At 62.1% G+C, this 20,164-nt stretch carries 18 protein-coding genes; 8 read left to right on the top strand and 10 right to left on the bottom strand.

Going from position 1 to position 20,164, the window contains the following annotated elements:
* Nucleotides 1-157: 157 nt before the first annotated feature.
* Nucleotides 158-463 (bottom strand): helix-turn-helix transcriptional regulator, encoded by a 306-nt coding sequence (locus CQ019_RS01890; RefSeq protein ID WP_096288917.1) that lies wholly within the window; start codon nucleotides 461-463, stop codon nucleotides 158-160.
* Between the two features lie 416 nt (nucleotides 464-879).
* Here CQ019_RS01890 and CQ019_RS01885 point away from each other — a divergent pair, with 416 nt between their 5' ends.
* Together CQ019_RS01885 and CQ019_RS01880 are read left to right on the top strand one after the other, a co-directional pair.
* Entirely contained in the window at nucleotides 880-1,254 is a 375-nt protein-coding gene (locus CQ019_RS01885; protein ID WP_105568806.1) for a VOC family protein, read from the top strand.
* Between the two features lie 583 nt (nucleotides 1,255-1,837).
* A complete protein-coding gene (locus CQ019_RS01880; protein ID WP_105568805.1) occupies nucleotides 1,838-3,403 on the top strand; it encodes a hypothetical protein in 1,566 nt (521 codons plus the stop codon).
* Between the two features lie 399 nt (nucleotides 3,404-3,802).
* On the opposite strand, the gene CQ019_RS01875 is transcribed toward CQ019_RS01880, so the two are convergent.
* The 3 genes from CQ019_RS01875 to CQ019_RS01865 all read right to left on the bottom strand — a co-directional run bounded on the left by CQ019_RS01875 (nucleotide 3,803) and on the right by CQ019_RS01865 (nucleotide 6,181).
* Nucleotides 3,803-4,960 carry a low temperature requirement protein A gene (locus CQ019_RS01875; protein WP_105553063.1) on the bottom strand — a complete coding sequence of 386 codons (1,158 nt, stop codon included), beginning with the start codon at nucleotides 4,958-4,960 and terminating at the stop codon, nucleotides 3,803-3,805.
* Nucleotides 4,961-5,066: 106 nt separating this feature from the next.
* Nucleotides 5,067-5,396, bottom strand: a complete 330-nt coding sequence (locus CQ019_RS01870; RefSeq protein WP_105568804.1) for a nuclear transport factor 2 family protein — start codon at nucleotides 5,394-5,396, stop codon at nucleotides 5,067-5,069.
* Between the two features lie 29 nt (nucleotides 5,397-5,425).
* Nucleotides 5,426-6,181: an SDR family oxidoreductase gene (locus CQ019_RS01865; protein WP_105568803.1), complete on the bottom strand. Its 756-nt coding sequence runs from the start codon at nucleotides 6,179-6,181 to the stop codon at nucleotides 5,426-5,428.
* Between the two features lie 64 nt (nucleotides 6,182-6,245).
* On the opposite strand from CQ019_RS01865, the gene CQ019_RS01860 reads away from it, so the two are divergent.
* The 3 genes from CQ019_RS01860 to CQ019_RS01855 all read left to right on the top strand — a co-directional run bounded on the left by CQ019_RS01860 (nucleotide 6,246) and on the right by CQ019_RS01855 (nucleotide 8,189).
* Nucleotides 6,246-6,938 (top strand): TetR/AcrR family transcriptional regulator, encoded by a 693-nt coding sequence (locus CQ019_RS01860; RefSeq protein ID WP_105568802.1) that lies wholly within the window; start codon nucleotides 6,246-6,248, stop codon nucleotides 6,936-6,938.
* A gap of 479 nt (nucleotides 6,939-7,417) precedes the next feature.
* Nucleotides 7,418-7,741: a hypothetical protein gene (locus CQ019_RS18160; RefSeq protein ID WP_146113297.1), complete on the top strand. Its 324-nt coding sequence runs from the start codon at nucleotides 7,418-7,420 to the stop codon at nucleotides 7,739-7,741.
* A gap of 268 nt (nucleotides 7,742-8,009) precedes the next feature.
* The gene (locus CQ019_RS01855; protein ID WP_146112442.1) at nucleotides 8,010-8,189 is read left to right on the top strand and encodes a hypothetical protein; all 180 of its coding nucleotides are present in this window, start codon (nucleotides 8,010-8,012) and stop codon (nucleotides 8,187-8,189) included.
* Nucleotides 8,190-8,930: 741 nt separating this feature from the next.
* Here the strand turns inward: CQ019_RS01855 and CQ019_RS01845 are convergent.
* The 4 genes from CQ019_RS01845 to CQ019_RS01830 form a co-directional block, all read right to left on the bottom strand.
* A complete protein-coding gene (locus tag CQ019_RS01845; RefSeq protein ID WP_258133813.1) occupies nucleotides 8,931-11,393 on the bottom strand; it encodes a hypothetical protein in 2,463 nt (820 codons plus the stop codon).
* A 535-nt stretch (nucleotides 11,394-11,928) separates the two neighbouring features.
* Nucleotides 11,929-13,014, bottom strand: coding sequence for a redox-regulated ATPase YchF (gene ychF / locus CQ019_RS01840; RefSeq protein WP_096283047.1), 1,086 nt, complete (start codon nucleotides 13,012-13,014; stop codon nucleotides 11,929-11,931).
* A gap of 46 nt (nucleotides 13,015-13,060) precedes the next feature.
* Complete coding sequence (locus CQ019_RS01835) at nucleotides 13,061-14,155, bottom strand: 4-hydroxy-3-methylbut-2-enyl diphosphate reductase (RefSeq protein ID WP_105568800.1); 1,095 nt, start codon at nucleotides 14,153-14,155, stop codon at nucleotides 13,061-13,063.
* A gap of 99 nt (nucleotides 14,156-14,254) precedes the next feature.
* Nucleotides 14,255-15,349, bottom strand: coding sequence for an SH3 domain-containing protein (locus CQ019_RS01830; protein ID WP_181148217.1), 1,095 nt, complete (start codon nucleotides 15,347-15,349; stop codon nucleotides 14,255-14,257).
* A gap of 373 nt (nucleotides 15,350-15,722) precedes the next feature.
* On the opposite strand from CQ019_RS01830, the gene xseA reads away from it, so the two are divergent.
* The 3 genes from xseA to CQ019_RS01815 are packed head-to-tail and all read left to right on the top strand — an operon-like array spanning nucleotide 15,723 to nucleotide 17,996.
* On the top strand, nucleotides 15,723-16,991 hold the full coding sequence (gene xseA / locus CQ019_RS01825; protein WP_105568798.1) for an exodeoxyribonuclease VII large subunit: 1,269 nt from the start codon (nucleotides 15,723-15,725) through the stop codon (nucleotides 16,989-16,991).
* Nucleotides 16,992-17,000: 9 nt separating this feature from the next.
* Nucleotides 17,001-17,228 carry an exodeoxyribonuclease VII small subunit gene (locus tag CQ019_RS01820; protein WP_096283043.1) on the top strand — a complete coding sequence of 76 codons (228 nt, stop codon included), beginning with the start codon at nucleotides 17,001-17,003 and terminating at the stop codon, nucleotides 17,226-17,228.
* Between the two features lie 48 nt (nucleotides 17,229-17,276).
* Nucleotides 17,277-17,996 (top strand): ZIP family zinc transporter, encoded by a 720-nt coding sequence (locus tag CQ019_RS01815; RefSeq protein WP_308727228.1) that lies wholly within the window; start codon nucleotides 17,277-17,279, stop codon nucleotides 17,994-17,996.
* A 4-nt stretch (nucleotides 17,997-18,000) separates the two neighbouring features.
* Here the strand turns inward: CQ019_RS01815 and CQ019_RS01810 are convergent, their stop codons facing one another.
* Together CQ019_RS01810 and CQ019_RS01805 are read right to left on the bottom strand one after the other, a co-directional pair.
* Nucleotides 18,001-18,864 (bottom strand): PPK2 family polyphosphate kinase, encoded by an 864-nt coding sequence (locus CQ019_RS01810; RefSeq protein WP_105568796.1) that lies wholly within the window; start codon nucleotides 18,862-18,864, stop codon nucleotides 18,001-18,003.
* Nucleotides 18,865-18,886: 22 nt separating this feature from the next.
* Entirely contained in the window at nucleotides 18,887-20,107 is a 1,221-nt protein-coding gene (locus CQ019_RS01805; RefSeq protein WP_096283041.1) for a pyridoxal phosphate-dependent aminotransferase, read from the bottom strand.
* Between the last annotated feature and the right edge of the window lie 57 nt (nucleotides 20,108-20,164).

Genomic DNA, 20,164 nt, shown 5'->3' with positions numbered 1-20,164 from the left:
ACCATCGAAATCAACACGTTCGCGACGGCTGCGACAAGTCGGCTACAGCTTCAACGAAACTACACCGATCTCAAGAAGGATAAATTCATTCTAGTCAGGAGTTTTAGGCGTTGAAGCGGCACTCCACCACGTCGCCACGGTTGGCAAACGTCTGGGCTCAGGCCACCCGGACGCGCTGGTCGCCGACCACGAACTCGATTGCCAGCCCGCCACCGACTGCCTCGAGGTAGCTGCGGATCGTGCCGATCTTCGCGCTGTCGAGGTCGCCATGCTCGATCTTGGAGACTTGGCGCTGGCCCACGCCGATGCGCTCGGCGAGCTGGGCCTGGGTCAGGCCCGCCCCTTCGCGCAACTCGCGGAGGCGGTACGCACGCACCTCGGCGAGCATCCGCTCCTTGTGCGCTTCAACGAGCTCCCGGTCCACGGGGTGCTTGGCGACGAAGTCCTTCAGGGTCTTGGCCATCTCGATCGTTCTCCTCTCGATCTGCGCAGGTGCTCATCGAACAGTACGTCAGCCAGTGGAATGCTCCTCTTGTACAAACGCTACTAATCGCCAGCCTTGTCGCCCGCGATCAGCTCGATGTCTACACTCCAGACGCCAACAGTTTAGACCCTGCAAGATCTGCAGGCAATTATCCAGAACTTGTGTGTCAGACGTTGAAGCGGAATTCAACCCAGTTCGGGCACCGAACAACTTCTGCGCTCTGGTCAGAACAAATGATGATTGACCTCCATCCAACGGGGAGGTAGGCTCTCCGCGATGATGACAAGTCAGGCCCAAGTCGGACGCACCGGGAACGGCTCTCTGGTTGTTCCCTGATTCGTGTCCATCCTTGCGTGAGGTCAGCGGAGCTCACTCACGCCACCACCAGGAGAATCATGACAGCGCACTTCAATCACACGATCATCGCCTCAACGGACCCTGCCGATATGTCCAGGTTCTATCGAGACCTGCTCGAAGCGGACGACGCTCCGGCCTGGGGTCCGTTCGTCAACATCAAAATCGCCGATGGTGTCCTGCTGCAGTTCGCAAGCCCACCGATGGAGTTCCCGCCGCAGCACTACGCCTACCTGCTCGGTGACGCGCATTTCGATCGCGCATACGCGAAGATCGTCGACCGACGGCAGGAGCACTGGGCCGACCCTCAACGATCCCGACCCGGAGAGATCAACAATGAGCACGGCGGTCGCGGCGTCTATCTGCTCGATCCCTCAGGCCACTACCTCGAGCTGATCACACGCCCCTACCTGTGAAATCCGCTCGCAGTTAGCGTCTATCAGCCACCGTCCCGCAAGCTCTCCGGAAGCCGGAAGTCACCCGGCTTCCGGAGCACGATGTTCTAGACGTTGGAGCGGAACTCCACCACGTCGCCACAGATACCAACCTCTGTGCCGCTGTCTCGAAGTCGACCGACGTAACCTCTGAGAGCTACTCGACAAGAGGTAGGGAACGTACGAGAACCTAACCTTAACGGCATAGTGAAACTCCCATAGTTCTCTAAGAACTCCAGGAGGCGCTCATTGTGGTTGGCCAAGGACACGGCTTTCAATTTCTTTCCGAACGTCTAGTTGTAAAGATCGTTGTAGTCATCGATGTTGGAACCATCCTCAAAATCGGCATGATCGTGATCGAGGACAGAACTGAGTAAAACGGTACGTTCGCTGCCGGTCCTTTTAGCGTTCATCCCCACCGCATTTCGGTGGTGTGGGAGATCAGAACGAACTTCACGAAAGCACGTCCAGAATCAGCATCGGAAAAACTCCTCACACAGCTTCCCTTGGACGCGCTCTGAGGTGATGCCCAAGAGGGTCAAGCGTTATTCGGTACAGTGCTTTCATGGACGGACTTGTAAACGAGCGGCAGCTCGAAGTTTTGCGATGGATCTCCGATGGTTGCCCTGAAGGCAAGTGGCCCGAGGACGGATTCCCCTATAAGACCAGTGCCGCCGCATTGAAGTCCCGGGGACTCGTAACGATCACGCGTCACGGCAGTACTTGGACCGCCGCTGTTACCAAAGCGGGAACCCACTACCTTGAGCACGGCACCTACCCGCCTAGCGCGTCGCCTAAGGCCCCTACCGTTCCCGCCGTCCGAGCCCACCGCGCCGTAGCAGTCGATCTCGGCCTTGGCGACGGCGCGTCAGAGACGCTCGCACAAGCGAAGGCCCTCATCGCTCAACTCCGGGACTCAGAACGAATCACCGTCGCGGACCCAGTGGAGTCGACTCGCGCCCGTTACCGCCGCGTTCTCCACGCGTGCAGGGTCCATCATCTGGTACCGGAAGACCACGAATTACGCTTCACCGGACGCAGCTCAGGTGAGATCGTCATCATGCTCAGCACGGGCTCGTCTGCAGATTCTTCCGACTGGGATCGCATCAGAACGACTACGCGAAAGATCACGACAAACCTCGACGTGCTCCGCAAAGCATTAGAGACCACATCTATCCTCAAACCGGTCAGCGAACCCCTCCGGCCCCGAGCCATTGAGATAGTCCTTGATCTCGCCGAGCACCTACGCGCGCATGACTTCAAGCTAGGTGCGAACACCAAGCTCAAGACACCGAAGTTGTTTGTTCAAGACGACACCCGCCGCCGAAATCTCTACCTCACCGAGATCTTGAATGAGGTCCCCCACGTTACGACAGCAGCAGAGCAGCGCGAGCTTTTGCGTGCACCGTGGACGCGAATCCCGAAGTTCGACAGCTCGCCATCCGGCCGATTGCAACTCCATGTGGAACGAGACGGCACGCACGAGGTAAAGATCGACCGCCAAAACTATCGGTACGAACGCAACGGCGATACGTGGTCTGACGAGAAGAAGAAGCCCCTTGAACGTCAAGTCCGCGAAATCGCACGCGAGATCAAGAAAGGGGTGATCGATGACGACGACGCCCTCGAACGCCAGAAACAACGGCACGCCGAGGCGCACGAAGCACACCAACGCGAACAAGCTGCACAACTGCGCGCATGGGAGAACTTACGGGACCATGCCCGAGCGAAAGCGATCCTCGAACTCCGAGAAGCTACGTTTGCACGCGCGTTCGAGGCTTGGCAAGGAGCCCAAGAACTGCGGGCATTCGCGAAACAACTAGAGACAGAAGCCACGGCACAGGGACTGCTGGCGAACCGTCCGAAGTTGCGAGAATGGCTCGAATGGGCGCGTATTCGCGCAGACGACATTGATCCGCTTGCCAATCTCGAACACCTCGACGACGGTGTATTCGATGCCGAACCCTCAGCAGACGACCTTCGTCCCCACATGGAGGGCTGGGATCCTTTGCGTCATCGCAAGGACTACAGCGCCGGATTTGGCAAACCAGAGCAGCAACAGGTGCACTTACCGCAACCGCGCGCCTGGCACATGGGTATGCGCGACAGACCAAGCTGGTGGCGTTACTAAACCGACGTTCCCAGCATGAAGCTGCGGGCCAATCCGAGATTGGGATGCTATGCCCTGGACATCAAGTACGGGGCAATGCGCTCTGCAGACAATGGACTAACAGTTTTGAACTGGTCTTCCACACGAGTTCCGACATAGCCCAACCTCCGACTTCCAGTAGCTACGTTGCCATCGTTAGTGATCGCGAGGATCAGAGTGTTCCGCTGAGCAGGTCGTACTGTGCACGGCGGAGGCCAAGAGCGCGAAGCCACCTGCGATGCCCAGAAGCATATATGGGAATCCGTTCGGGCAGCTATGGCAGGCGACCGCTGTCGCAAAAAAACAAGCGCGTCGCTCGATCCTGAGCACCGTGAACGGGGGCAAAGGAATCTCAGGTAAAGGTTGCTAGGCCATCGCCAATTATCCGAGCGCCGAATGTTTCGATGTCGTGTACGCGGTGTGGGCGGCGAGAACGGCTGTCACGGCAAGTACGGCTGCACTGAGCCCGATTACCGGCAAGTGATCCATCAGCACCATCGCAGCGATCGTGATCACCACCAGCACGGCTGCTGCGATGAAACGGGACCGTGCGAGGCGTCCGAAGCGGGACCGGAGGAACAACAGGTTCCCCGCCAGGTAAACGAGCGGACCTGCTGCCGTCACGAGAACGATGGCGGGCGTGAGGTGGTCATGCGAGATCCGAAGTTCGATGGACACGGCGACGAGGATCGCGCCCAGGACCATGAAGGAATGCGCGTAGGCATAGGCCGACCTTAGAGCACCCGTGGAAGAATCTCCGCCTTGCGTATCTGGCCCGGCGAGTGCGAAGTAGTTCCACCAGAGCACGAACAGCGACGCGAAGCCGACGACCATGCTCAACGCGAGTGACGGGGTGAGCTGCCCGTGGGAGACGATGCTGCCGCCCATGAGTAGGATGGATTCGCCGAGGGCGATGATGAAGACGAGACGGTTGCGCTCGGCCAGGTGCTCGGCGTCTGTGTCCCAATGGTGCATGGGGGCTGCACCGATACCAGGGATCCTATAGTGGGCCAGCGGGGCCGCGTAGTCGATGAGCACCGCGATCAACCAGAGCCCCAGCCGCCATTCGAGGGGAAGCGCCGCACCGAGGACCCAGAAGATGCCGGCCAAAAGTGTCCACAGCAACAGCATGCGGTAGTTGGCTGCGAGCTGGTGGCCGCGGTAGGCGATCATCATGAACACCGGACGAAGTATGCCCATGAACAGGTAGCACCCTACGAACAACCATGCTCCATCGCCGAAAGCGCTGGGGATGGCGATCGACATGCCCAGTGCGGCAAGCATCAGCACTCCGGAGAGCAGCTGCACCGGGGTGCGGCTCGGATCCAGCCAGTTCATCGCCCAGGCGGTGTAATTCCACCCCCACCACACGGCGGCGAACACCACGATGGTCTGGGCAGCGCCCTCCCAGGAGAGATGCTCGATGAGCAGGTGCGAGAGCTGGATGATGGCGAAGACGTAGACCAGGTCGAAGAAGAGCTCGACGGGGCCAACCTCGGATCGGCGGTGCCCGGTGCGGGCGAGCGGGACGGTAGTCATGGTTGGCGATCCTCGTATATGCGTGTCGTATGGGGGTCTCGAAGGCGACAGCACCGATCGGGCGTACATCTGGCTGGACGCCCGATCGAGATGCAAGTGCCGGCTCTCAGCCTTCGCGGATTGTCATCTTCGCGAGCTTGTCGCCGTCGACGTCGAAGACGAACTTCGACCGGCCGTTGGCGTGGGTGGAGCGCCAGTCGCCGATGACCGTAATAGAACCACCTACCCTCTCGACTTTCTCGACGGTGAGCGTGCCGTGTGAACCGATGAACTCTTTGTCGCTCCAGGTTTTGATCTGATCGCGTCCAGTGAAGTCGCGGCCCCAATCGTCGACGGCTCCCTTCGGAGTGAAAGCGTCCAGGAAGGCTTGTTCGTCGTGGTTGTTAACCGCGGTGATAAACGAGGCCACTGGTTCGGGGATGGTCGGTGCTGCCATGAGATACTCCTCTTTTCGTGGGGTCGAGCTCAGCGAGTGGTGTAGCCGCCGTTGGCGAAGATCGTCTGGCCTGTGATCCACCAGCCTTCGGAGGCGAGGAAGCGGACGATCGGGGCGATGTCTTCGATCTTAGTGAGCTGGTTGCCCATGCCCTGGGACTTGTGGAACTCTACCCGCTCGGGGGTCTCCTGGCCGTAGAAGAAAGGCGTGTCCATGGGGCCCGGTGCGATTGCGGTGACGGAGATGCCGCGGCCAGCGAATTCCTTGGCCGCAGCTCGGGTGAAGTGCTCGACCGGGGATTTGCCTCCGGCGTAGGTTGAGTAGCCGTCGGTGAAGGCAGCCAGCAAAGCCGTGACGATGGTGATGATCTTGCCACCGTCGGCGAGGTTCTTGCCGGCCTCCTGAATGAAAAAGTAGGCAGCCTTGGAATTGATGTCGAACATCGAGTCGTACTCGTCCTCGGTGGTCTCCATGATCGGCTTACGCAGCACCTTGCCGGATGTGTTCACCGCAATGTCAATCTTTCCCAGAGCCGCCTCCGCGTCAGCGAACAGGCGGGTCACGTTCGAGGGCACGGTGAGGTCTGTCTGGAAGATTGCCCCCTTGGCTCCAGCGGCTTTGACCGAAGCGAGTGTCTGCTCCGCGTCGGCGCGACTGGAGTCGGAGTTGTAGTGGATCGCGACGTTCGCGCCGCCCTCGGCCGCTTGGCGGGCGATCAACCCGCCGAGGTTCTTCGCGCCGCCCGCGATCAGAACGTTCTTGCCCTTGAGTGTGTGCTCAGCCATGATGTTCCCTCTGTATCGTCAGTATGCAACAGTATCATCCCGCTATATCAGCTAACATAGCATCATGACAGTAACGCCGACAAGCCATACACGGGAGCGATTGATTTCGGCGGCTGCCGACCTCATCGCTGCCGCCCCCGGGGAGGAGTTCTCGCTACGTGCGGTGTGCGAGACGGTCGGAGTGAAGATGCCGACGCTGTACCACTTCTTCGGCTCCAAGCAGGGTTTGATCGATGCGGTCATTAAACATGGTTTTGACCTGTACCTGGGCGAGAAGTCTTCGATGGAGTCGTCCGGGGACCCCATCCAGGACATCCGCGTCGGATGGGACGCCCACGTCACCTTCGGCCTGGCCAATCCCGGCTTCTACTCACTCATGTACGGCAAAGTTCAACCAGGCTACTCCCCTGAAGCGCAGTCGCGGCCAAGCGAAATCCTCCTCGGCCTCACGACGCGCGCAGCCACGCAGGGCCGGCTCGCCGTTCCTGCGCAGCAGGCTGCGGCACACATCCTCGTGACAAATATCGGTGTCACCCTGCGGCAGATCGTCTTGGCAGCGCCGGACCCTACCCTCTCTCAGGCTGTCCGTGAAGGTGCTATCTCAGCGATCACCGGTGCGGGAACACGAGCCGACAACCCGATCACCACCACCATCGAGCTCGCCGCAGCACAACCAGACGTCCTTGGCAGGGCAGAGACCCAGCTCCTCATCGAATGGCTCGGCGGGCTGAGCAGAGCGAACGAAAAGCGGCAGTAGGCCAGTGCGACGAACTTCGGAGAGAACTGAAGCCGTTCGGAGGGTAGCCAAGACATCTCCTCTCAAGCCAATTCTGCGCCCGTGGGCGGGACTCGCGTCCCCGTAAACAGAATGCTTAGTTCAAGGCGAGTCCGTCGTAAAAGTGCTCGGTGCACCGATCATCGGGGACATGGGGTGTGGCTCTGTGCAGTCGTCCTTAGCAATCGCCAACGTGGCGCTCAGCCTCCTACACTTAGAGACCCCTGTGGATAGCTCACGCAAACTTTTTCCTGAGAGACGAAATCAACCGAATCGACCAGGTAACGACAGGTTGCCGATTAGCACCTGGAACCTCACCAGACATTAAATTGAAAACCGGAACTCCACGGCGTTCCGGTATTTAACTTTGCGCGTTAAATCGCCGTCGACGCGAGACCCATGCAGACTTCGGACGATGCTGCACCCGCGGCGAAGCCATTCAGCCCTCATGGTCGAAGCACGTGAGCCGAGGACTTTTGGGTTGCCCGGAACACGGTAGAGATCAGGACGGCCACAGCCAGAGCGCCGATGATTCCAAGATAGGGAAGCCTGATGGCATCCAGCCCGGCGGTCAGTACTGCACCGCCGCGCCCTCCGGCGGCGGCGATGTTGAACGCGGAGCTGTTGACAGCGAGGGCCAGCCCGGGCGCGATTCCATCGGCACTGGTAGCGATCCAGGTGTTCAGAGGCGGGAAGGTGGAAAATACGTGGCACCGACCGGACTGGCACTGACAAATCCTGCGACGAGCAATGAGAGTCCCGTGCCGGTGAGCGTGATCATGTGAGCACGGTTCAGCTCTCGATCCGCAACCGCCCACCCACGACGTTCCCTGCCAGACACGCAGCACCGTAGATCAGCAGCAGCGGTGCGACAGCGCAGCCTTCTGCGCTGTTACCGTGGGAGCAGGCTGCATCATCTGCGTGGCTGGCTTCACTGCAGTTGCCGGCGCATCCGTCGGACCGTGCTTAATCGGTGTCAGCTAATCACGAGAAACGAACAAGCAAATGGCAACGATTCGGAATAAGCCGTCCACCGCAAGGAAGAGCGCCGTCGTGGTGTTTCTCTTCCTCGCAGTGTCCGCGATCAACCTGCCTCGCGTCCCTCAGCTCGTCGACTACACTGTGGGCGGCTGGGCCGTCGGTGGAGCGCTGCTGCTGACGGCACTTGTGCTTGCGATCAGCAGTTATCGAGCCCACACGAAGGCCAGCGCTTCGAGACCCGGGGGCGTTTAGCTAAGCAGGTTTAGACGTTGGAGCGGAACTCCACCACGTCGCTGCACGAAGCAACCTCATGATCAACGAGGCAGACGATTCTCATCTTCATCGTCAGGCGTAATGATCATTCCCTCGTGTGTCACTGTCGCTCCGAGCATCCTTCCCCACTTGTCGAGGAACACCACATCAACATCGCCCAGCTCTGTCCATTGTTCCGAGCTCGCAGATTCAGGGAAGAAACACCCAAAACGGTCAATGGCTCGGATGATTTCTCGGTCATAGACAAACCTTCGCTTCACCACCGTCGGACGTGGCCGAAAATAGTATCCGTTCCCAGACTCGACGCCCACCGTTCTAATTGAATTCAGGTGAGCCAATGCTGCAAGCAACGGGTGGCCGTCGTCCCCGTTGTTGAAGGCGAATTCTATGTGAGCAGTGTTCGGTCGAAGTGAGTGCATCCACTCCGACTGTGCAGCGCGCGAAATGTATTTCCCATACCCAGAAACCATGTTCTTCCCTCTCGAAAACCTGTGGGTTACTGCACCACACAGTATCGCTGAATCCAGTCAGCTCGGCATGAATGCTCGCTGACCTCTCAGCCTAACGAAAGAGGGCTGGAACCGCACCGAAGTGCAGATCCAGCCCTCTCGCTGCAAAACCAATAGAGTTAAGAGCGAAACGAGATTAGACGTTGAAGCGGAACTCCACGACGTCGCCGCACATACCAACCTTTGCTTGCGGTGTTGCGAGGGGTTGTCGTTAGCGGCGTCGCTTGCCCCTCTTCTTCGGCTTCCGACTCGGATTCTGCCTGGCGGTCGCTCTTCGCGCCGACGGTGGGGTCAGACGACTCATTACAGCCGGAGGGATGAGGCCCATCTCCACAATGAGGCTGTCAAACTCTTTGTTCTCTACCGGAGGCGAGTTGTCACAACGGATCGATACGATGCGCTGCTCCTCATCGAATACCACCATGAGCGCACGATCCGACTGAATCTGGTGCTTCTTCGCGAATCCGTAGGTCGCGAGCCGGGTGCTAGCCTCTTGGATAGACATCTTTCGAGGTTTGGAGCCCATGAACAACGTCGGGTAGCCCCACGCTCCGGCGAACGCCATCATCGAATTGTGGTGGAGGCCGTCCTGCCGTGTCATCAACGCCAAGCGTTCGACCATCTCACCCAGCGACTCCTGCGACTCCTCAGCAAGGTTCAACAGATCGGCGCTGAAGCGGAACCACCCCGGCTTGTGCCCATCCTGAAGGAAGTCTACGATCCGGGCGATGCCCGGCGGGATGCCGAAGGAAGGCTTCTCAGCTTCTACAGCGCTAGAGCCTTCCTGGAAGTAGACCCAAGCATCCAACTCATCGGTTTGAGTCATCACACGAGTGGGAACAGCCGACACCTGATACCGGCGACGCTCCTTGCCCGTGGAAGGCGCGACGCCAAGGAACTCTTCGCTTACCCGATCTGGGTCCGGTTCAACCCACAAGCCGCCGGAGAGAAACAGCATGAAGAGATCGAGCTCGTCGACGGCTGAGAACTTCAGCGACACTTCTGACTCTGTACGACGTCGCAGATAGAGCAAGAACTCCGTGGGCCTATCGATGACCTCGGCAATGACGCTCAGGTCGTGCAACGTCACGAGCCAAGGGAAACGATCGCTTCCCACGACCTTGGCACGCACGAGTTCGTCCAAGGCAGTGGACAGCGGGCCGAAGTCGTCGAGGTAGACAGTCACCGAGCGAATCTCGTGGATCTCCGAGAGATCCAGCCATTCGCGATTCTCAAGCCACAGCCCGTGATTGGTTCGGATATGGTTCTCAAGCCTGAGTGCCTGGTCAGTCGCGCTCCCGACCGTCTCCCGCAGGTCGGCAGACAACCTCTGGACATGCCCACGCCGGGCGTGACTGGAGATGCTCTTTGCCTTCACTTCTACGCAAATCGCGACATCCTCGATGATGAATAGCCCATCTGCTTCAGTCTGCTCGGCGATCGAGTTGATGTCTTGCGCATCGGGTCCGAGCTCAGAAACCTCGATGCCCGGATTGGCGCGGAAGTATTTGAGGTTCGCGTGGGCTGCATCTGAGTCTAGGATGGCGGCCAGACGCTTCAGAGCGAGCTCCTCACTTACGAACATGCGGCGCTTCTCATAACGGCGAAACTTTGCGGGGGCCGCCTTGAGTGCCTCTTCGACGATCTGACGGAAGCAGTCGGTGCCGATCGGCTTGCCTGTCAGGATGTAGTTGCCGTCGGCGTCATTGACCAGCGATGCAAAGCGGAACGGGTTATCGCCGCTCAGGTACTTCGTCACTACGGCAAGCGCGTCGTCAGCGCCGTTGAACGCCAGGCTGAACCGATCCAGAACGGCCTGGGTCCGCTCTGCCGGCACACCCGAAGCTGCGGCAACCTCTTGAACAGTGATGGTTGCGCGCTCGCCAGGAAACTCCAACATGCTCATCAAGGCGGAGCGCGCGTCCTCTTCAAACGCAGGATCGTTCTTCTTCTCGGCATGCTGTTCGAACATCTCGCCGACGGTGTCGCGGATAGCGAAGAACTTCTCCCCGTGGACGCGAATGATTGACTCACGCACGGCGCAGAAGTCCTCGTAGCTGAAACCAAGCGTCTCGGGGAGCAAATCACCGAGGTGGCGCGATGAGAACAGCTCCTCGTTGATCTCGTCATGGATATGCGCGTACTGCATGAACCGCACTGTCAGATCGTGACTGACGAATTGGGCGGACAACATGGTCAGCGGTCCGAATTCGTTTCGATCACCCGAACTGAATAGGGCGAAGGAGCCCAGCATCAACATTTCCCGCGCCCGTTCATGCAGGTCGGGAATCAATCCCGCAGGGCGGGTCTTGCTCGTCGGCGTCGACCTAGGCTCGCGCTGCCCCCTGGTGAGCAGAATGAGCGCAATGAGTTCGACCGCTGCTGGCATCTGATCAGCAAGGCTTTCGCGGTAGCCATCGAGGATCATCGGCATCTCGCGCATCCGCATGAGCTCGATCACGTCGAAGGCGTCAGCGTCCTTCAATGAGTCCGCGATGGCCTTGACATGCTCGGCGATTATCGTTGGGCCACGAAGTAGGTACTCCCTCGGGTTCTCCCCCTCGTTCATTCGACCAAGCATTTCCCCCATGCGTTCAAAGGCCACGGCCAGACCCTCATCATCGGCCGTGACGATTCGTCGCGAAGGCAAATCGCGACCCTGCTTCTTCTCCATGACACTCCCCTTTTGTCCATACAAACCGCAGCTATTGGATTTCTACCCCACCACGCGACCCTCCGGGCCGCCTGGGAGTTCTATTCCTCTGCCAGGAGGGTGTGGTGTTGAGTGGCGCAGGAGGCGAATGTGAAGGCACGCTCGGGGTGACCCTTTACCGACTCACACAGGATCTCATCACTCAACGGCCCTGTCAGCGTACACAACCAGGCCTAGAGTATCCAGCCGCCCATACCAGTATCTGTCAGAGTCTTCACCATGGCAGACACGCCAGGACCGATCTGGCCGTCCTTGATAAACTTCATGGACGGGCTGAACACCTCCCATCACCGCAGGACTCCTTCACCGCGCGCTCAGCAACAGAATAGGATCGGGACTGTTCCTCTGTCGATGGGCACAGCACTTCCGATCGATCAAATCTTTGATCCTGAATCTGAAGACCATTCACGGATTCAATACCCCGATTGCGGAGACAAATGCGCCGGACCCGACAATCGGATCCGGCGCATTCGCAAGAGGTTAAAGCGAAACGCGACTACACGTTGAAGCGGAACTCCACCACGTCGCCGTCCTTCATGATGTATTCCTTGCCTTCGATGCGCGCCTTGCCCGCAGACTTGGCGTTGGCAATCGAGCCGACCTCAACCAGGTCCTCGAAGCCGACAACCTCGGCCTTGATGAAGCCGCGCTGGAAGTCGGTGTGGATGACTCCGGCAGCCTCGGGTGCGGTGGCGCCCTTGTTGATGGTCCAGGCGCGGGTTTCCTTCGGGCCAGCGGTCAGGTAGGTCTGCAGTCCCAGGGTGTCGAAGCCGACGCGAGCCAGCTTGCCCAGACCGGACTCGACGATGCCCGCATCTTCCATCATCTCTTCGGCTTCGTCTTCTTCCAGCTCGGCGAGTTCGGCCTCGAACTGCGCATCCAGGAAGATCGCCTCGGCCGGCGCGACCAGCGCCGAAAGCTTAGCCTGCATCTCGGTGTCGGCCAGGCCGGCCTCATCGGTGTTGAACACGTAGATGAATGGCTTGGTGGTCATCAGCTGCATCGGGGCGAGCTCTTCGAGGTCCACCCCGTCGGTCTTGGCCGCGGAGTACAGCGTCTTGCCCTCTTCGAGGATCTTCTGCGCGTTGAGCACCGCGTCCACGAAGGACTTCTCGATCTTCTTGGTGCGCAGTTCCTTCTCCAGGCGCGGCAGCTGATTCTCGATGGTCTGCATATCGGCGAGGATCAGCTCGGTGGCGATCGTCTCGATATCCGAGGCCGGGTCGACCTTGCCGTTCACGTGGATCACGTCGTCGTTGACGAACGCGCGGGTCACCTGGCAGATCGCGTCGGCTTCGCGGATGGTGGCGAGGAACTTATTGCCCAGGCCTTCGCCTTCCGAGGCGCCCTTGACGATGCCGGCGATGTCCACGAAGGACACCGTAGCTGGCAGGATGCGCTCGGAACCGAAGATTCCGGAGAGCACCTTCAGCCGCGCGTCCGGCAGCGGGACGACACCCACATTGGGTTCGATGGTCGCGAACGGGTAGTTGGCCGCCAGTACCTGGGCACGGGTCAGCGCGTTGAACATGGTGGACTTGCCGACGTTGGGCAGTCCGACGATTCCGATAGTAAGAGCCACGGGAGGAAATTCTACCTTTGCTTAGGAGATGCGGGAAATGAAGTGCTTAGCGGGTTTCCGAGGAGCGCCGTCCGCCCAGGGCCCGGGCGTCGTCGCCGGACTCCTTGAGCTTGCCGCGGATTTCCTTGGGCAGCGAGAAGATGATGTCTTCCTGGGCGGTGGTGACCTCCGCGACGTCGGTGAATCCGTAGTCGGCGAGCAGGGCCAGCACCTCCTGGACGAGCACATCTGGCACCGAGGCGCCGGAGGTGACCCCGATGCTGGACACGCCCTCGAACCAGGTCTCGTCCACCTCGTTGGCGAAGTCAACCCGGTAGGCCGCCTTCGCCCCGTGATCCAGCGCAACCTCGACCAGGCGCACCGAGTTCGAGGAGTTGGCCGAACCGACCACGATCACCAGCTCCGAGCTCGGGGCGATCTCCTTGATCGCCGCCTGCCGGTTGGTGGTCGCGTAGCAGATGTCATCGCTGGGCGGATCCTGCAGATTCGGGAAGCGCTTGCGCAGCCGGCGCACGATCTCCATGGTCTCGTCCACGCTCAGCGTGGTCTGCGAGAGCCAGATGAGCTTATCCGGGTCCTTCACCTGCACGGTGTCGGCCTCTTCGGGGTTGTTCACGATGGTGGTGACCTCCGGCGCTTCGCCGTAGGTGCCCTCGACCTCTTCGTGGCCTTCGTGGCCGATCAGCAGGATTTCGTAGTCATTCTTCGCGAAGCGCACGGCCTCGCGGTGCACCTTGGTGACCAGCGGGCAGGTCGCGTCGATGGTGCGCAGGCCGCGGTCCTCGGCGGACTGCACCACCGCCGGGGAGACGCCGTGGGCGGAGAACACCACCAGCGCGCCGCTGGGCACCTCTTCGTTCTCTTCGACGAAGATCGCGCCGCGGGATTCGAGTTCGGAGACCACATGCACGTTGTGCACGATCTGCTTGCGCACGTACACCGGGGCCCCGTAGTGCTCCAGGGCCTTCTCCACCGCTATGACCGCGCGGTCCACGCCGGCGCAGTAGCCGCGCGGGGCGGCGAGCAGCACCTTGCGTTCGGTGACCTGCGAGGAGGCTGCGGCGATCTGCTCGGGAGTGCGGCGAATACGCGGAATCCGAGGGATCGGCAACGAGACCGGGACAGAAGTGGAAGTAGCCATATCTCTAGTCTACGAACCCGGCGCAAGTTAGCGCATGCTCATATGATGCGCGCCACCCTTAACGGGCTGTGAGATCTGCCTCCGTGGCCGTAATCGCTGCTAGCAAGGCAGGGAACTCGGCAGCCTGACCGGGGTGCGCACCACGGCGCCGACGCCATCGGTCCCGTGATAGGCACGGCACACGTTCACCCCGCGCTGCGCCAGCTTGGCCTTGATCTGCTTCAGCGCATCGGGTGAGAATCCGTACCATTGCATATGCATCAGCACCGTGTCCCCGGGGACTGCCGCGGCGGCCCGCGCCACGGTGATCGACTTGGATTTCGCCTCCCAGTCCCGGGTGTCCCGCGTCCAGGTCCAGATTCCCATGCCGCGGCTGTCGTAGCCGCATCGCACGCTGGCATCGATGGCGCCGTAGGGTGGCCGGCCGAAGTTCGTATGCACTCCGCTGCCGCTCAATTGGGCGCCGGCCTGCAGGCAGGACAGCGGACGCAGGTCCGGATGGCTGATCGAATGGTTGATGACCCATTGCCCCTTGGCCCGGGCCAGCGCCGCGAGGTCCACAGCGTAGCGCGATTTGTAGGAGCCGAGGCAATTACCGGTCGGAGCGAGCACCAGGCCGATATTGTTGGTCGCCGCATAGGAAATGACCGAGTTGAAGGAGCTCAGGCTGCTCGGGCAGTCGTCGAAGGTCAGCACCACCCGGCCGGTCCGATTCGGGCCGGTGGATTGCGGGGCCGCCGGTGGCTTCGGATAGGTCGTGACATAGCTGCCGCTGACCCAGCCGGTGCGCCCGGCATAACTGACTTTGTACCATCCGTTGCCCGCCCGTGCGTAGGCCGGGACCGTGCTCCCGCGCGGAATGGTCACCAGAATCCTGTACGAGGTGGACGCTCCGCTGCGCAGATTCAGGCTGTCCAGGGTGCGCACCGTGGCGGCGACTACGTAGGATCCGCTGACGTAGCCGGTATGCCCGGCGTAGCTGACCTTGTACCACCCGTTGGAGGCGCGCCCGGAGACCGGGACCGCGGTGCCTTTGGGGATCGAGACCAGGATCCGATAGGCGGTGGACGGGCCGGTGCGCAGATTGAGGTTGTCGGTGGTGCGTACCTTGGCCGGCAGGTCGATGGACAGCTCCGCGGCCACAGCGATGGCCGCGCTCGCGGGGGCTGCCGCCGCTGCGGCCAGAGGCGCCATGCCCACCAGTAATCCCAAGGCCAAACAGGTCGCGGTGGACGAACGAACATGATTTTTCTTCCCCAATGGCCACCGCATGATCCTGCATCTCTCTATGTAATTTTCCCCAATTACCGCTCAGTGTCCTCCCCCGCCCGAAGGCGGACAACGGCTTGAGGCAGGATTATCCCAATCGTTGAAAAACGCGCCGCGCACCGCCTGCGCGGCATGAAAATCCGTCATTTTTTGCCCGGATTGTGACCCTGGCACCGCCGCTCGCGCACCCCGGCGGGCACCCTGCAATCCGGCAAATCGTCGGCATTGTGCGATAGTCTCTCATGAGCCACCGGCACGTTTAATCACGGACGGGCCCCGGTTATGCAGGAGAGGACCCATGCCACCAGAAGCGCCGCGCACCATGCCGGCAACGGCCGCGGAGACCAGTGCCGAAAACCCGTGGCCGCTGCGCATACTGACCGAAAAACTGAAGATCCACATCGAGAACTCCCCGGTCACCTGGGTGGAGGGCCAACTGCTCGAAGCGAATGTGCGCAATGGCCACGGCTATCTGACGCTGCGCGATGTGGACGCGGACAACTCCTTCTCGGTGACCGTCTGGTCCTCGGTGATGCGCAAGCTGGAATCCACCCCGGAGGTCGGCGCACGCGTGGTCGCCCGGGTCAAGCCGAGCCTGTATGCGAAAACCGGGCGGCTCTCGCTGAACGCCACCGACCTGCGCCCGGTGGGCCTGGGCGAACTGCTCGCGCGGCTCGAACGCCTGCGCCAGGCCCTGGGCGCCGAGGGCTTGTTCGCGATGGAGCATAAGCTGCCGCTGCCGGTGCTGCCGCGCACCATCGGGCTGATCACCGGCCGCGATTCGGACGCCGAGAAGGACGTGGTGCGCAACGCGACGCTGCGCTGGCCGGCGGTGCGCTTTCGCATCATCAACACCGCGGTGCAGGGAAACGACGCGGTCGCCCAGGTGCGTGCCGCGCTGTCCGAGCTGGACGCCGACCCGAACGTCGAGGTCATCGTGATCGCCCGCGGCGGCGGCGCCCTGGAGGACCTGCTGCCCTTTTCCAACGAAGAACTCATCCGCGACGTCTTCGCCGCCACCACCCCGGTGGTTTCGGCCATCGGGCACGAGGCGGACCGGCCCATCCTGGACGATGTGGCCGATCTGCGCGCCTCGACGCCGACGGACGCGGCCAAGCGCATCGTCCCGGATTTGAACGAGGAGTTCGCCGGCATCGAGCTCTCGCGCCAACGCCTGGACCGGGCGATCAACAACCTGCTGCAGCGCGAGGCGCAGACCATCACGGCGCTGCGCCAGCGCCCGGTGCTGGCCAATCCGCAGGCCATGATCGACGCGCGCGCCGAGGATCTGGGGCGCTGGCGGGAACGCTCGATGGCGCTGATCCGCCACCGGGTGCAACGCGCCGGAGACGAGCTGGGCCATCTGCGCGCGCAGATGCGCGCGCTCTCCCCGCAGCAGACCCTGGACCGCGGCTATTCGGTCACCCAGCTTGCCGATGGCACGGTGGTGCGCACCGCCGAGGAGCTGCATCCCGGCCAGGGCCTGCGCATCCGCGTGGCCGCCGGCAAGCTGAGCGCCACCGTCGACGAAATTTTCCCGGCCGCACCGGCCACCGAAGCACTTTAAGGAAACCCCATGACCGAGCAAATCCCCGAAGATATCGCACAGCTCTCCTATGAGCAGGCCCGTGAGGAGCTGATGGCGGTGGTCAATCAGCTGGAGACCGGCGGAGTCCCGCTGGAAGCCTCGCTGGCGCTGTGGGAGCGCGGCGAAGCGTTGGCCGCGCACTGCGAGAATTGGCTCAACGGCGTCTCCGAACGCCTGGACCAGGCCCGCCGCCGGGTGGAAAACTCGGCCGACTAGTCCGCTCTTGCCTGCCCAGCGGCCAGTATCTTGGCTACGCTGGGCATTATGAGCATGGCATGGTGGGCACTGATCTGGGGTCTGGTTTCCGGGACCTCGCTTTTATTGGGCGCCGCGGCGGGCTGGTGGCTGAAACTTCCGCGGGCTGCCGTGGCCGGGATCATGGCCTTCGGCGCGGGCGTGCTGATCTGCGCGCTGGCCTTCGAGCTGGTCGCCGAGTCCTACGCCACCGGCGGGCTGCTGGTCACCGCGCTCGGGCTGATCTGCGGCGCGCTGCTCTACTTCTTCGCGAACCGGATCGTGGCCAAGCGCTCCCGCGCCCCGGGTTCCGCCTCGGCCTCGGGCAATGCGCTGGCCGTCGGGGCGTTGATCGACGGCATCCCCGAATCGGTGGCTCTGGGTGTCGGGCTGGTCGCCGGAGGCGCGGTGAATCCGGCGATGCTCGTCGCCATCTTCATCTCCAACATTCCCGAAGCGCTGGCCAGCACGGCGCAGCAGAAGCAGGCGGGCAAGAAGGCCGGCGGCATCTTCCTGCTCTGGGGCTCGGTGACGCTGGTCGCCGGGGTGGCCTCCTGGGCCGGGTTCGCCCTGCTTTCGCTCACCGATCCGGGGTGGACCGCCTTCGCGATCGCGCTGGCCGCCGGCGGCATCCTGACCATGGTGGCCGATACGATGATCCCCGAGGCCTGGGCCGTGGAGCACGACTTCACCGGGTTGATCGCCACCGCCGGCTTCCTCACCGCCTTCGCGGTGCATGCCGTCGGCTGAGCTCCTACTTGGTCGCGTCCAGGCGCTTGCGTTCGGCGGCGACGTCGAAGTCGGCCTTCGGCCAGAGCGGGTCGATCTCCCGCAGGGTGTGCAGCAGCAGCTCCGCCACGCAGAGCCGCGCCCGCCATTTCTGATCCGCCGGGATCACATACCAGGGCGCATCCACCGTCGCGGTGCGTTCGATGGCCAGCTCGTAGGCGCGCTGGTATTCGGCGAAGAGCAGCCGGTCCTCGACATCGGCCGGGGAATACTTCCAGTGCTTGTCTTCGCGATCCAGCCGTTCGCTCAGCCGCGCGTACTGCTCCGCGGGGCCGATATGCAGCATCACCTTGTGCAGGTGGATTCCGCGTTCGTGCAGGGCGTGCTCGAAGTCGACGATCTTCGGGTAGCGCGCCTCGATCTGCTGAGTGCTGCTGAGCTTCTGCACCCGGTGGATCAGCACGTCCTCATAGTGCGAGCGGTCGAAGACGCCGATGATCCCCGGTTCGGGGAGCCGCTGCTGAACGCGCCACAAGAAATCGTGGGCCTGCTCTTCGTCGGTGGGTGCCTTGAACGCGTGGTGGTCCACGCCCTGCGGGTCGAACAGGCCCATCACGTGGCGCACGATCCCGCCCTTGCCCGCGGTGTCCATCCCCTGCAGCACCAGCAGCAGCGAGTCGCGCAGCTGCCCGTGCAGCGCGGAGGCGAATAGCCGCTCCTGCAGCTCGGTGAGCTCCGCGGCGATGGCCTCCAGCCGCTTGGCCGCCTTGCGCTTGCTGCGCGGGGCGTCCTTCGGCCACCAGTCGGGTTCGCCGGTGGCGTGCTGGGACAGGTCGACCTCGCCGACCACGCGCAGCCGGGCCAGCAGATTCTGTGGATATTCGCTCATCGCTTCAGCTTAGCGCCCAGGCCTAGGCCCGGGCGCGCCAATCCTCGAGGAACACCGAGATGCGGCCCACCGCGTCCTTCAGATCCCGCACCGCCGGCAGGGTGACCAGGCGGAAGTGGTCCGGGGCCGGCCAGTTGAACGCGGTGCCCTGGGTGATCAGGATCTTCTGCGCCTTGAGCAGTTCCAGGGCGAACTTCTCATCGTCGTGCATCGGGTAGACCTCGGGGTCCAGCTTCGGGAACATGTACAGCGCGCCCTTGGCCTTCTGCACGCTCACCCCCGGAATCGCCTGGAGCAGATCGTAGGCGGCGTCGCGCTGTTCGCGCAGCCGGCCGCCGGGCAGGATCAGGTCATCGATGGACTGGTAGCCGCCCAGCGCGGTCTGGATCGCGTGCTGCCCGGGCACATTGGCGCACAGGCGCATGTTGGTGAGCAGGTTGATGCCCTCCACGTAGTCCTTCGCCAGGTGCTTGGGCCCGGAGATGGCCATCCAGCCGGAGCGGAAGCCGCAGACCCGGTAGGCCTTGGACAGCCCGGAGAAGGTCAGCACCAGCACGTCGTCGGCCAGCGCCGCGGTGTTGATGTGCACCGCATCGTCGTAGAGGATCTTCTCGTAGATCTCGTCGGAGAAGACGATCAGGTTGTGCTTGCGCGCCAGCTCCAGGATCCCCTCCAGGGTCTGCTTCGGGTAGACCGCGCCAGTGGGGTTGTTCGGATTGATGACCACGATGCCCTTGGTGCGATCGGTGATCTTCGCTTCCATATCGGCCAGGTCCGGCAGCCAGCCCTCTTCCTCGGTGTTCAGGTAGTGCACCGGGGTGCCGCCGGCCAGCGAGACCGAGGCGGTCCACAGCGGGTAGTCGGGCGCCGGGATCAGCACCTCGTCGCCGTTGTTCAGCAGCGCGTTCAGCGACAGCGTGATCAGCTCGGAGACCCCGTTGCCCAGGTAGACGTCGTCCACCCCGATGGTCTGGATGCCGCGGGTCTGGTAGTACTGCGAGACGGCGGTGCGCGCCGAGAGGATGCCGCGGGAGTCCGAGTAGCCCTGCGCGTTGGGCAGGTTGCGGATCATGTCCACCAGCACCGCGTCGGGCGCCTCGAACCCGAAGGGCGCCGGGTTGCCGATGTTCAGCTTCAGGATGCGGTGCCCCTCGGATTCCATCCGCTGGGCGTGCTCAAGCAGTGGCCCGCGAATGTCGTAGAGCACGTTGTGGAGCTTCGAGGATTGCTTGAATTCTGCCATGGGTACACTTTCTCATGATTGGGGCGGGGCGCGCGCCTTCTTGTCGGCGCATGAACA

Origin of the sequence: Arthrobacter sp. MYb229 (genome assembly GCF_002975405.1) — a bacterium.
In the GTDB taxonomy this organism is placed as follows: Bacteria; Actinomycetota; Actinomycetes; order Actinomycetales; family Micrococcaceae; genus Glutamicibacter.
Note: the sequence above shows the minus strand (reverse complement) of the source record. Positions and strands in the feature narration are given on the sequence as shown.

Coding starts and splice junctions, on each gene's coding strand:
- CQ019_RS01890 (WP_096288917.1), bottom strand. CDS start 463: ATGGCCAAGACCCTGAAGGACTTCGTCGCCAAGCACCCCGTGGACCGG.
- CQ019_RS01885 (WP_105568806.1), top strand. CDS start 880: ATGACAGCGCACTTCAATCACACGATCATCGCCTCAACGGACCCTGCC.
- CQ019_RS01880 (WP_105568805.1), top strand. CDS start 1,838: ATGGACGGACTTGTAAACGAGCGGCAGCTCGAAGTTTTGCGATGGATC.
- CQ019_RS01875 (WP_105553063.1), bottom strand. CDS start 4,960: ATGACTACCGTCCCGCTCGCCCGCACCGGGCACCGCCGATCCGAGGTT.
- CQ019_RS01870 (WP_105568804.1), bottom strand. CDS start 5,396: ATGGCAGCACCGACCATCCCCGAACCAGTGGCCTCGTTTATCACCGCG.
- CQ019_RS01865 (WP_105568803.1), bottom strand. CDS start 6,181: ATGGCTGAGCACACACTCAAGGGCAAGAACGTTCTGATCGCGGGCGGC.
- CQ019_RS01860 (WP_105568802.1), top strand. CDS start 6,246: ATGACAGTAACGCCGACAAGCCATACACGGGAGCGATTGATTTCGGCG.
- CQ019_RS01845 (WP_258133813.1), bottom strand. CDS start 11,393: ATGGAGAAGAAGCAGGGTCGCGATTTGCCTTCGCGACGAATCGTCACG.
- CQ019_RS01835 (WP_105568800.1), bottom strand. CDS start 14,155: ATGGCTACTTCCACTTCTGTCCCGGTCTCGTTGCCGATCCCTCGGATT.
- CQ019_RS01830 (WP_181148217.1), bottom strand. CDS start 15,349: ATGGCGCCTCTGGCCGCAGCGGCGGCAGCCCCCGCGAGCGCGGCCATC.
- xseA (WP_105568798.1), top strand. CDS start 15,723: ATGCCACCAGAAGCGCCGCGCACCATGCCGGCAACGGCCGCGGAGACC.
- CQ019_RS01820 (WP_096283043.1), top strand. CDS start 17,001: ATGACCGAGCAAATCCCCGAAGATATCGCACAGCTCTCCTATGAGCAG.
- CQ019_RS01815 (WP_308727228.1), top strand. CDS start 17,277: ATGAGCATGGCATGGTGGGCACTGATCTGGGGTCTGGTTTCCGGGACC.
- CQ019_RS01810 (WP_105568796.1), bottom strand. CDS start 18,864: ATGAGCGAATATCCACAGAATCTGCTGGCCCGGCTGCGCGTGGTCGGC.
- CQ019_RS01805 (WP_096283041.1), bottom strand. CDS start 20,107: ATGGCAGAATTCAAGCAATCCTCGAAGCTCCACAACGTGCTCTACGAC.